The 11,530-nt window shown below is 41.3% G+C and carries 10 protein-coding genes; 4 read left to right on the top strand and 6 right to left on the bottom strand.

All coding sequences use genetic code 11. From position 1 onward, the window contains the following. Positions 1-326: 326 nt before the first annotated feature. On the bottom strand, positions 327-1,100 hold the full coding sequence (locus LC605_RS27350; RefSeq protein WP_229550631.1) for a hypothetical protein: 774 nt from the start codon (positions 1,098-1,100) through the stop codon (positions 327-329). Positions 1,101-1,389: 289 nt separating this feature from the next. Between LC605_RS27350 and LC605_RS27345 the strand changes: the two genes are divergently transcribed. Next, positions 1,390-1,701: a hypothetical protein gene (locus LC605_RS27345; RefSeq protein WP_229550630.1), complete on the top strand. Its 312-nt coding sequence runs from the start codon at positions 1,390-1,392 to the stop codon at positions 1,699-1,701. Between the two features lie 423 nt (positions 1,702-2,124). Here LC605_RS27345 and LC605_RS27340 read toward each other — a convergent pair whose 3' ends face one another. The 3 genes from LC605_RS27340 to LC605_RS27330 all read right to left on the bottom strand — a co-directional run bounded on the left by LC605_RS27340 (position 2,125) and on the right by LC605_RS27330 (position 4,344). Next, positions 2,125-3,024: an ROK family protein gene (locus tag LC605_RS27340; protein WP_229550629.1), complete on the bottom strand. Its 900-nt coding sequence runs from the start codon at positions 3,022-3,024 to the stop codon at positions 2,125-2,127. A 38-nt stretch (positions 3,025-3,062) separates the two neighbouring features. Then, positions 3,063-3,272 carry a hypothetical protein gene (locus tag LC605_RS27335; protein ID WP_229550628.1) on the bottom strand — a complete coding sequence of 70 codons (210 nt, stop codon included), beginning with the start codon at positions 3,270-3,272 and terminating at the stop codon, positions 3,063-3,065. A 175-nt stretch (positions 3,273-3,447) separates the two neighbouring features. Continuing rightward, on the bottom strand, positions 3,448-4,344 hold the full coding sequence (locus LC605_RS27330) for an ABC transporter permease (protein ID WP_229550627.1): 897 nt from the start codon (positions 4,342-4,344) through the stop codon (positions 3,448-3,450). A gap of 679 nt (positions 4,345-5,023) precedes the next feature. Between LC605_RS27330 and nfi the strand changes: the two genes are divergently transcribed. Next, complete coding sequence (gene nfi / locus LC605_RS27325) at positions 5,024-5,689, top strand: deoxyribonuclease V (RefSeq protein ID WP_229550632.1); 666 nt, start codon at positions 5,024-5,026, stop codon at positions 5,687-5,689. 83 nt (positions 5,690-5,772) lie between these two features. Next, entirely contained in the window at positions 5,773-6,321 is a 549-nt protein-coding gene (locus LC605_RS27320) for an FHA domain-containing protein (RefSeq protein ID WP_229550626.1), read from the top strand. On the opposite strand, the gene LC605_RS27315 is transcribed toward LC605_RS27320, so the two are convergent. Continuing rightward, positions 6,283-6,516 (bottom strand): hypothetical protein, encoded by a 234-nt coding sequence (locus tag LC605_RS27315; protein WP_229550625.1) that lies wholly within the window; start codon positions 6,514-6,516, stop codon positions 6,283-6,285. The two genes, LC605_RS27320 and LC605_RS27315, sit on opposite strands and share 39 nt — an antisense overlap. Here LC605_RS27315 and LC605_RS27310 point away from each other — a divergent pair. Continuing rightward, positions 6,510-8,465, top strand: coding sequence for an FHA domain-containing protein (locus LC605_RS27310; protein ID WP_229550624.1), 1,956 nt, complete (start codon positions 6,510-6,512; stop codon positions 8,463-8,465). The two genes, LC605_RS27315 and LC605_RS27310, sit on opposite strands and share 7 nt — an antisense overlap. 225 nt (positions 8,466-8,690) lie before the next feature. Here the strand turns inward: LC605_RS27310 and LC605_RS27305 are convergent, their stop codons facing one another. After that, positions 8,691-11,021: an NACHT domain-containing NTPase gene (locus LC605_RS27305; RefSeq protein WP_229550623.1), complete on the bottom strand. Its 2,331-nt coding sequence runs from the start codon at positions 11,019-11,021 to the stop codon at positions 8,691-8,693. Between the last annotated feature and the right edge of the window lie 509 nt (positions 11,022-11,530).

The raw sequence follows: 11,530 nt of genomic DNA, 5'->3' as shown, positions 1-11,530 counted from the left end.
TTTTGAATTTTATGGATAACCTGTAGAGTGGAAAAAGTATTTGCTAAAAAGCCAGGGTTTTTGCCGCATAAAGAAAACCGAGTTCTTAATTTTGGATAAAGTCGAGCTTAGAGGATGTTTGAAAAGTGGTTGCCTGTATCTTTGCACTTATTGATCCCCCCGATCAAGCCTTAAAAACGCGGAAGAATCAAAGTCCCCCTTTTTAAGGAGATTTAGGAGGATCTAGAACGTTTTGCTACCGACAAGAGGACTTTTCAAACATCCTTTTAGAGTAGATTCGTAGTCAGCGATCGCTAAACCCATTCTTAAGGCTAGACGCAAACCGATTAAATGCCAGCAAAAAGTCTAAAACGATCCGTGATCGACTGAATGCTTGCAGCTAATTCGTCTTTAGAGATGTTTTGATTGGCGCGGTTCGTAATACTTTTACTAAAGCCTCCTCCGGTAAAGAAGTCCCCAAAGAATTTGGTGATTGTGCCGACTAAATTTGATCCTTGGACGAATGCATTCGTTGATCGAGCTGATAGTTCATCAAGTTTTATCGGATTACTGGAATTATTGATCGTCAGCTTCAAATCGACCTCTATATCAAAAAAGACTCTGTAGGACGGGTCTGGTGACAGAGGAACAGAAACCGATGCGTTGACATTGTTATTAGGAGCCACAAGTCTTACGCTGATCTGATTGGGTCCAGGGCCAGCCGTGACTTGCTTAACGGAGAGGTCTCTCAAGTTTACATTCACATTCTTTAAGCGCAACTTTGAAAACAAGATTTTGCCAACTTGTTTACCGCTCAGTTCGTCCTTAATTTGCTGCGCTGCAATGCCTTTGCCGAATTCTGTCCAAGAGATATCAATGACCTGTTGAATGACATTGGCCTTCTCAAGCAATGCTAGAACAATGGGTGAAGTTGGGACAGGATTTGGTTTAGGGCGCGGAGTAGGTTTTGGTTTCGGATCACCCCCACCACCACATCTAGGTGCATCTGGGTTTGCGTCGCAGTTAGGTAGAGCATAGGCGGGAACGTAAGCTCCAAACCCTGTCACTAAAGTTAAACTAACAAGAATTGCAGAAATTTTTTTCACACGTAAGTTTGCCATAATGTTGCCTCTTTGTAATTGCTTGATTGATTTTCACTAAGTTGATTGAAAAGCGATCAAATCACAGGGTCAGCGCATCTTGTCAATAGCAAAACCTCAATCTCAATAAAGCCCAAAATAATCGCATTAATCCCTACTGATTGAGAATGTTTTAGGTGTAGGCGTAGCCCGTCGTAGACATCGCTTTGATCCCTAGAAAATATTTTAGTTCAAGCGATCGCTATTTTTTGGTTAAAAAATGTACAGCGATCGCAGATACAATCATAAGTAAAAGGCAAGCTGGTAGAAAATGGCTGAAATTGTCACCCTTCAACTCCCTGAAACACTGGCACAAAAAGCAAAGGAAATCGCTGCTTTCACACATCGGCGACTTGAAGATGTATTACTAGAATGGATTGAGAGCGCCATTACCGAACTACCTCTGGAGTCATTACCAGATGAACAGGTTTTGCCTATGTGTGATATGCAGATGGAAACTCAGCAGCAAGAGGTTTTCAGTGACTTGCAAGCGCGTCACCGAGAGGGACAGCTTAATGATGCAGAAGTTCGTCAACTAGATGAACTTATGCAAGTCTACAGACGTGGCTTAGAGGATGTTTGAAAAGTCCTGTTCCAATACTGCGCAGGTTTTGGCAAAAAAATAAAAAATGTGTAGATTGGGTTGAGGAACGAAACCCAACATTTTCGGGCATTTGTTGGGTTTCACTAAAGTTCAACCCAACCTACAATTACAATTATCCTTAACCCAAGCCTATTGACATTGATTCCGGTTCCCCCCTTAAAAAGGGGGGTTAGGGGGGATCAACAAGTGCCTAAAATCACAGCTAACTACTTTTCAAACAACCTCTAAGAGTTGTCGAGGATCTCGTTGTTCAAATAATTTCCTTTGCTATCGGGAAATGACTCAGGACAAATTGTAGTAACCAGTAGAAACTAAATCAGGAACCAAAACCTCTGGAAACCCCAGAGGTTTTTTCTTCACTCTGGTAATTCATTTTTCCACTCATTAGACCTCTTGCAAAGTCTATTGTAAATAGCATTGCCACGCCAACTTTGCTGCACCTACTATCCCAGCAAAATTGCCTAACTCGGCTGGCAATATTTGTAAACCCACACGTGATAAAGGCTGCACTCGCTTCTCAATTTCTGCCTTTACTGCTGGTAAGAAAAACTCAAAGCTGCCACTGATACCCCCACCAATGACGATCGCTTGCGGTGTGAGTACATAAATCAAACTTGTCAGACCAATTCCCAAGTTTATACCATATTCTTGCCAAAAAGTCAATGCTGCGGCATCTCCTTGTTGGGCAAGAAAACCCAATTCGATGGGTTCCTTGAGAGTGCGGCGGCGAATTGCAGTAGCACAGGCATATTGTTCCAAAGAGCCTTGATTGCCACTATTACAAATTGGGCCATCAGGATTTAATGAAATTAAACCCAATTCCCCGGCGGCTCCTTGATGTCCAACAAATAGTTTACCATCGAGGATAATTGCCCCACCAACCCCAGTTCCTAAAGTTAGCAGAATCAGATTTTGAAAGTGGCGACCGGCCCCCAACCAAGCTTCTCCTAAAAGAGCGCAATTAGCATCGTTAGCGATCGCAGTCGGTTTGCCAGTTTTAGCTTCTAACCAGTCTGCTAAAGGCACATCGCGCCATCCAGGTAAGTTAATGGCAATTTTGGCAATACGTCCTGCGGCATCGGATGGGCCAGGAGTCCCAACACCAATGGCAACAGCTTGATTATCTGGATCAATTTGAGCGATCGCATCTACGATCACCGCTACCACGGCCTCGGGCTTTGTCGGTTGGGGAGATGCCACACTCAAAGATAAGAGACAAGTACCATCATCTGCAAAACGCCCCAGCTTAATTGCCGTTCCGCCGATATCAATGCCAATTACTTGAATTTTGTCATTTGTCATTTGTCACTTGTCATTGGGCATTGGTGAACAGCTATTCCCTATCCTTGATCTGTTCGCGCAACATCTTCCTTTGGAACAAGACGCGAAGCTTTCAATTCCGATTTCTGTAAATTAGCAAAAGTCGTGCTACGAAAATTCGATTGCTCCTGCCAAGCTGTAATTGGCGCACCTCGTAAAATACCAGCAAGAGCAACGGAAAGGATAAACCCACCAGTAGCGGCAGCAATTAACGTTAGATTATCTTTCATATAAATCTCTCTATAGTTCATCTGTCATTTGTCATTGGTCATTTGTCATTTGTCATTTGTCATTTGTCATTTGTACTGAGCGAACGCGAGTGCGTCTGGTAGAGTTGTCGTTGGCGCAGCCTCTCTAAGAGTTGTATTTGTCATTTGTTCAAAACTAATGACTAATGACCAATGACTACTTTCGGATTCTATTTTCTCTCCGTAACCGGGGATTGACAAATTCATTTAACCCCTCACCAAGTAATGATAACCCTACCACCATAAATGTCATCGTTAAACCAGGGAAAAGTGTAGTCCACCAGATGCCAGTAGGTAGAGCTTCTAGGGCTTGTTTTAAATCATGTCCCCATTCTGCCACTTCTTCGGGAAGTCCTAGCCCCAAAAACCCCAAACCGCCCAACACCAAAATTGCATCAGCAGCATTGAGTGTAAATAGGACGGGTACGCTTTGAATGACGTTGAAAAATAGATAACGAGAAAGCACAACCCAAGTGGAAGCGCCCATTGCTTGAGCGGCTTCGATGAAGACTTCAGTTTTCACGCTCACGGTGTGGTTGCGAACAACGCGGTAATATTGGGGGATGTAGGCAATGCTAATAGCGATCGCAGCATTTAATATCCCACGCCCCACCACAAAGGCCAGTGTCACAGACAGCAGTAGTCCCGGTAGGGTGTAGATGCTATCCATAATAAACAGCAGCATCTTATCCAATTTCCCGCCGAGATAACCACTCAACATCCCCAAGGGCACACCGATAATCATACTCAGCGCCGTTGCCAAAATTACCACCTGCAAAGCAGCTTGAGCGCCGAACAATGTCCGAGAGAAGACATCATAACCCAGACGACTAGTACCAAACCAATGTTTAGTTGAGGGTGGCTCGTGAATTGGATTAGAGAGAAAATCTTTCGGGTTTTGCAGCCATCCCCAAGCCTGGAATACGGGAGTGAAAAATGCCAGGAAGATGAAAAATAGGGTAATGGCTAACCCGATGAGCATGAGTTTTTGGGAAACATTGAGACTTTTGCCAAACTGTAAAAATGTTGGTAGCCGCCGTTTTGTAATGGTCATAAAGCGATCGCCCAAAGCAAAGCTTGATACGCTGACTATTTTACATATCACATAGGGGATTGGGTAAACATCCTTAATAAAAGTCCGACTGCTTCGCGGTGGATAGAGAGCTAGACTAAGAAAGAGGTGAGATTATGCCTTATTTTTGCTAGAGATAAATAAACTTATATTCCAATACGCTTGGCTTTGTGGATAATTGTAGGTTGGGTTGAGGAACGAAACCCAACAAATGCCCGAAAATGTTGCGTTGAGGAACGAAACCCAACCTACACATTTTTATTTTTTGGGCTTAACCCAAGCGTATTGACTTATATTCTTATAATTTCCTCTTAGAGAGCATTTATAAAGTAAACCTTAAATTGTCGGGTGCGTTAAAGCAGCGCATAACGCACCTGGAAATATGGTGTGTTACGGCTAAATTGAACTTTCTTAAATCCTCAAATTTCTACACAGCCGTAACACACCCTACTTAATATTTACTTTATAAATACGCTGTTAACAGCCTTAATTAACATACATTCTGATGCAAAATATCAACTAATTTAGGTTAAAATATGTAGTAGAAAGATAGTCTTTAAGATACTTTTGTAAAAAATATATTTTGCCTCGATCAACATCTGTTTTTACCTTTGGTAAATTAACAGAATTAATATTAATCAGTTTAATTCCGATTTTCAATATGAAAATTTATCAAAAGCATACTTGGCCCTCAACTCTGGAGGAAGCCATTGTTATCCAAGAAAAGCTGCAAGATCAAGTAATTACTGAGGATCAACTAGAAGAACCAATCCAGTACGTTGCTGGAGTAGATATGGGTTTTGAAGCTGATGGAACCATTAGCCGTGCAGCTGTGGCTGTACTTAGCTTTCCTGATTTGCAAGTAATCGAGACCAGCCTAGCACACCGTCCTACGAGCTTCCCTTATATTCCTGGGTTCCTCTCGTTTCGAGAAATCCCAGCTGTTCTTGATGCCCTAGAGAAGATTACAACAATACCAAATATCATCCTGTGTGATGGTCAGGGAATTGCTCATCCCCGTAGATTAGGTATAGCTTGCCATTTAGGGTTACTTATAGATATGCCAACAATTGGTGTAGCAAAGTCTAGGTTGGTTGGTAAGCATGAAGAATTGCCAGAAGCCAAGGGTAGCAAGCAACCACTGATATATAAGGGTGAGACGATTGGGGCAGTTTTGCGATCGCGCACCGGAGTAAAACCTCTGTACATCTCCAGTGGTCATCGAATTAGTTTACCTACGGCAATTGACTATGTATTACGTTGCACGCCAAAATATCGGCTACCAGAAACTACGCGCATTGCTGATAAATTAGCGTCGGCGAGATAAAGCTTGTTGAAGTTTTTTCTAAATACTTGCTTGCTCCTACTTAATCGTGTTAGGAATCGCACAGAAAGAAGTTGAAGTAGCTCATGAACGCACTAACTTTACAGTGGCACGATGCAGGCCAAGATAAAACTCAGAACATTTACGAACAACAGCCAAGTCAAAATCTTGGCACTGTTCGCATCGGTCGTGATCCACTCCGGTGCGATATTGTTCTGAGTCACCCCACTGTCTCTGGTTTACACGTTGAAATATTTTTTCATCACCAGCAACAACGTTTTTATATCAGGAATTTGCGATCGCAAAATCCCCCCATTGTCGATGGAAGTCCCTTAGTCCAAGGTGAAATGCCTTTAACTGAGGGCAGTAGTATCTTTTTGGGGCAAATAAAACTCAACGTTACTAGGGTTTCGACGGGTAGCATTCCAGCAACAATTTTGCCACCACCACATCCACCAGTAAATATCGGACATCACCAGTATTCACCAACACCCCCAGCACCACCGCCAGGAGTCTATGGCTTAGAATGCCCCAAATGTCATAAAGTTTGCCCAGGAGAGAATCTACAAATTGGCTGTCATTGGTGTGGGACATCTTTAGCTGCGGCGGTGAGTGTGTTGGTAGGAGGGGGTTAGGGATGAGGGGGATGAGGGGGATGAGGGGGATGAGGGAGATAACCAACCATGTCCCATAACAAATGACAAATGACCAATGACAAATGACCAATGACCAATGACAAATGACAAATGACAAATGACCAATGACAAATGACAAATGACAAATGACCAATGACAAATGACAAATGACAAATGACAAATGACAAATGACAAATGACCAAATCCAATTGAGTTGGGAAGAACCGGCGACGGGTGAACGGCGAGAACCAAGGTTGAATATGCCGATCGCTTTTGGTCGAGAATTCGCTCGCTTACCTGCTGAGTTCAATGGACGGCGCGTTTCTAGGATGCTGCTTAACAGTAACGAAGTTTCTCGCTACCATGCCTTAATTGACTGGGAACACGACCATTTAGTAGTTATTGACCAAGGCAGTGTTAATGGTATCTATGTCAATGGTCAACCACAAACGCGTAGTGTTCTGGCTAATGGCGATACGTTGCAAATTGGCCCCTATTTAATAACGGTGACATTTGCTGCTAGCGCCTCTGCACCAGATACCAGTCCGCCTTCAACAATTTTTTTCAACCCAAATACCAATCTCCCCGACCCCAGGTTGGCTGTAGTCCAGCCGCTAACGCCTTTGGCAAGTAATTTCCCGCCATTAGCGTTTGAGGCGGAAAAGGTCGCTGTGCAAGCACTTCATGCTACCGGATTGCCAGTGGATAAATCTGATTATCTGGCGATCGGGGCGGGACTGGGTAGCTTTTTATGGGTTGATTTGCTGCGAATTAGTGGTGTGGGTGCTGACAAAGTTGTGGCTTTGGGATTAGAGGCGGAACCTTATGCCCGTTACAAGCGCCTGTGTCTGAATTCGCAAATTCCTTTATATGAAAGATTACGATCTAATTCTGATTCTTGCCCTGATAATATTTGGGGTTGGCCTAGTTATGCCTTGCGCGAGGCTTGGCACGATTTCACCAAGGGACGGATAAACTCAGCATTCAAGTATTTGTGGCAAGTTTTTGCTGAACCAACATTTGCAGAAACTTATACTCCCCGTGCGGGTAATGTCTTTGATTCCATAGATAGGGAGGCGAAGCGCATTGGCTGGAATCAAATTTACCGCTATGGGCGAGTTAGGGGAATTCGCAAAACTGATGATGGCAGATATTGCGTAGCCTATTCTCGCGCCCCAGGAAATTATGCTTTTTTAGTTAGTCGTTATTTACATTTAGCTACTGGGTATCCAGCAATTCAGTTTCTGCCAGATTTGCAAGCTTATAGGGAAAAATATCAAGATTTTAAATCTGTTGTCAATGCTTATGAAGCCCACGATCATGTTTATGAGCAACTAGAGCAACAAGGTGGTACGGTATTGATTCGGGGACGGGGAATTGTGGCTTCGCGGATTGTGCAGCGCATTTACGAAGCCAGAAAGCGAAATCGGAATATTGCAGTTTTGCATTTAATGCGATCGCCTAAACCCCAAGGTAACAAATTTCAAAAAGCCACGCGCCTAGTAAAAAATCATTACGAATTTCAACCCTTTAACTGGCCTAAAGCCTGTTGGGGCGGCGAACTCCGGGCAATGTTAGAAAAAGCCACCCCCGATGAACGCCAGCGTTTACTAGCAGATTGGGGTGGAACTACCACCGCCGATCGCCACGACTGGCAGCAAATTACCGCCCAAGGCTTAAGCGAAGGCTGGTATCAAATTACCTTCGGTGAGGTGCTGGATGTGGAGCGGGATGCCCAAAACCGGACTATTACCAGTATCCGAGAACAAAGCTTTGGGGAAATGAAATTGCTAGCTGACTTTATTGTTGATGCTACTGGACTGGATGCCAAAGTAGATGCCAATCCTTTAATAGCAGATTTGGTGAAACATTACAACCTCCCAGTGAATCATCTAGGGCGACTGACCGTAGCGAACAATTTTGAATTAGTAGAAATGCGTAATGATAGAGGACAAATGTATGCTGCTGGGGCTATTACTTTAGGTGGCCCTTATGCAGCCGTTGATAGTTTCTTGGGCTTACAGTACGCCGCATTAGTCGCCATTGATGGACTCGCCAGCGCCCGTGCGCCTGGAGTTCAAAGGTTGAATGTTGTAAGTTCCTTTCAGCAGTGGTTGAAGTGGGTGTTCAATCAGTCACCTTAATACCAATACGGTTCACAAAAGGGCTGAAACTCTTTTTTTACGAACCACAGAGGCGCAGAGAACACAGAGAGAAGAGAGAAAGAAAGAGAAGGAGGAAATGCTTAACTCAAGCGTATTGACCTTAGTACAATATTTCATTAATTCGTAGCGAATTCTCTGCGCCCCTTCGCGCTTCCCTTTGCGCCCCTACCCTGCGGGAAGGCGAGGCGCCTATGCGTTTAAATTTCAACCCTCAATTATAGCTGGCGGTAAAAGCAAAGTTTCCTCAATCATCTCTCGTAAGTTCGGAGTTACATTGCTAGCAGTGTTAAAGCAATATACTAATAAACTGTTTGCCTCCCAGTATTGCTGAATTGACTGCAACTGTGCCTCACTGAATTGCCAATCATAACTTATCTGGCGATGAATTGTAATCACTTCCTTTAATTTTGTAGTCCACAATTGACCGTTAGATTGCCACCATGCTTTTAATAGTTCTCTATTTTCTTGTGAACTAGGCAGTTGATGTTTTAGGCTTTGCAAAGATTGATATAAAGATGAATTATCTTCTAGCAAGTAATCAATATCAAGAGCTAGTTTTATCGCAGATATCCGTTTATAAAAAGTTTCTGGTGTCAACGCAAGGCTAACCGCAACACAATGTATTAAAGCTAAATCTAATGCTAAATCATCAGCTAGTTTTCCAGCAATATGATTATCTAAAGATATCGCTAGAGTTTGGTTATACAATAAACAATAATTACGAGGTAAGACGAGGGTAAAGTAAAAAGCACGTACAGCAGATGGATGGTAAGTTGAGGTAATTGTTGAAGACTTTTGCATCACCCAAGTGAGAAAACGTTGTAATGTTTCATCCGCAACAACAAAGTTCTCAATCTGCTGCTTCATTAACTGAAATAAGTTTTTAAATGATCTGAGCATTTCTGATGTGAGTAAAATGACTTCACGCCAGCGCTTATCAAACAAATGATTGACAACTTGCTCTAATGTTTTTTGATCGTCATTAGCAACAAACTTCCTCGCAGTGAAGTATTCATAAAATGTTAAATGAGAAAAAGAATAAATACCTCTAGCTTGTTCAATTAATAATCCATGCTGTAACTCAATTGCTTTAAGTATCGCTTTACTATTTACTTGTAAATCTTCTATATCAGTTGGTGCATTGGGTAGCAAATAGAGATAGTCAGCTATTAATTGACAAATTTTGCTTTCTTCCAAAAAGTAATCCCCTTTTTCAAAAGAAATAGCAGCTATATAACTAAGCAATTTAATTTTATGGGCTAAAGTGAAATTTCGGTAAACTTCATCTCTTTTTATGCCTTTTGCTTCATCCCAACGTACTAGTAATAACTCTAATGCTTGTTGATAGATTTCAGAACGCTTAATCTGAAAATCGCCTAAATGCTGAAAAATTAAACAGATTAAATTGAGCAAAAGAGGTGTGGATGCTAGGTTTTGAACCAGTCGATTTTCAGGAAGTGTTATTTCATCAATAAATTTAGATGCTAATGTTTTTCTTGACCGGAGATTATTTTTAGAAAATGCCGCAAACCATTTATTCACAAAAGTTAAAATTTGTAATTTGTTAAACTCAGCAATTTCTACTTCAGCAAACCCTTTGAATTTCTGATGTCTAAATGCAGTCCGACAAGTAATAATTACTATATTTTTATAAAAAGTCTCGACAAAATTGCCGATTACTTTATTTATTAGATCACTATTTTTATCCCCTATTTCATCCAAACCATCTAGTAAAATTAAAGTTTTACCTTCATGGAGTAAATGTTCTAATTCTTCTGGAGTTATGTTACAAATGCTAAATTTTTGAACTAAATAGTTTAATAAAGGATTCTGGTCATCAGAATTTGCATTTTCGGCAAAATCCTTCAGACTGATAAAAATAGGAACCCTTTGAGTCTGAAATTTACCTTGGTTACAAAGTATAGCAATTGATTGCAAGAAAGTAGTTTTTCCTGCTCCTGGCTTTCCAAGTACGACAAGCTTAGAAGATTTTTCAACAGCTTGTAAACCTGTAATTCTCTTAGGAGTGACTTGCTCTGAAAAAAAACTTTCTAAAGCTTGATGATTAATTTTTTGTAATTTGTAAATATCCAGCCATCTTTGATTGGTAATTTCTTCTACTACATCGACCTCAACAAATAATTCATCTAATTCTACGGTACGAGCAACATCTAGCAACCGGATAATACCACATTGGTTTTGAATTTTTTCGGAGTGAGCAGCACGTACCTTAGTCACTAAAAGGTCAATGAGCGGATAATTTTTACTTTCTAGTATCTGCTGAGATGCTAAATCTTCATCTGATTTAAATTCCAGTGTTTCAACAATATCTTCGGGATTTAGTGCTAGAGTCAAGCAAATTTTATGGAATATTTGACGGGCAACAGGTTTGCCAGTAAAAAACTTCCAAATTGGTTGGCGACTGTCTAAACCAACTTGACTCGCAAGATATTTTTGTGTCCAGCCTTTATAATTAAAAGCCAATTTGGCTTTTCTAATACCTTCAGACGAAGCTTGGAGAGATCGTTTAGCCATGCTAATATCAGAAACTAATTCGATTCAGTTCAATAATTAATTTCTATCAATTATATTTAGTTTTTAAATTAGCGACAAGTCAATTCTTTGGGGCAGATATTGAGAAATACCTGCAAGCAACCTCAACAAAACTCTGACCATGCACATCGTTGTAGATCCTTTTAAATCCCCCTTATGAAGGCGGATTTTGAGAGGCTTTACCTCAATACAGTTCAGTTAAGCATTTCTTTCTTCTCTTTGCGTCCTTGGCGTCCTTGGCGGTTCGTAAAAAAAATTGACTTTGGCAAAGAGTTTTAGCCTTAACTGAACCGTATTGGGTTTTACCTAAACTCAATGCGAATGTGGCAAAATACAGCCAGAAGTTGATGGATGAGCAAGCTAATAAGTACTTATGCAAAATTAATTACATATTTTTCTCCAAAATCTCGAATGACTTTTTCAACATAGTTAACTAAATTTGACCAACTAGAGTATGCATCTATTTCTATCCATTCATATTTCATAAAACG

The sequence above is a fragment of the Nostoc sp. CHAB 5836 genome (genome assembly GCF_020829445.1).
Taxonomy (GTDB): domain Bacteria; phylum Cyanobacteriota; class Cyanobacteriia; order Cyanobacteriales; family Nostocaceae; genus Nostoc.
The sequence above is the reverse complement of the archived record's forward strand: the minus strand, read 5'-3'. Positions and strand labels throughout refer to the sequence as shown.

What these genes read in the sequence shown, in the direction of transcription:
- LC605_RS27305 (WP_229550623.1), bottom strand. Translation starts at nt 11,021, where the DNA reads ATGGCTAAACGATCTCTCCAAGCTTCGTCTGAAGGTATTAGAAAAGCC.
- LC605_RS27335 (WP_229550628.1), bottom strand. Translation starts at nt 3,272, where the DNA reads ATGAAAGATAATCTAACGTTAATTGCTGCCGCTACTGGTGGGTTTATC.
- LC605_RS27320 (WP_229550626.1), top strand. Translation starts at nt 5,773, where the DNA reads ATGAACGCACTAACTTTACAGTGGCACGATGCAGGCCAAGATAAAACT.
- LC605_RS27330 (WP_229550627.1), bottom strand. Translation starts at nt 4,344, where the DNA reads ATGACCATTACAAAACGGCGGCTACCAACATTTTTACAGTTTGGCAAA.
- LC605_RS27350 (WP_229550631.1), bottom strand. Translation starts at nt 1,100, where the DNA reads ATGGCAAACTTACGTGTGAAAAAAATTTCTGCAATTCTTGTTAGTTTA.
- nfi (WP_229550632.1), top strand. Translation starts at nt 5,024, where the DNA reads ATGAAAATTTATCAAAAGCATACTTGGCCCTCAACTCTGGAGGAAGCC.
- LC605_RS27340 (WP_229550629.1), bottom strand. Translation starts at nt 3,024, where the DNA reads ATGACAAATGACAAAATTCAAGTAATTGGCATTGATATCGGCGGAACG.
- LC605_RS27310 (WP_229550624.1), top strand. Translation starts at nt 6,510, where the DNA reads ATGACAAATGACCAAATCCAATTGAGTTGGGAAGAACCGGCGACGGGT.
- LC605_RS27345 (WP_229550630.1), top strand. Translation starts at nt 1,390, where the DNA reads ATGGCTGAAATTGTCACCCTTCAACTCCCTGAAACACTGGCACAAAAA.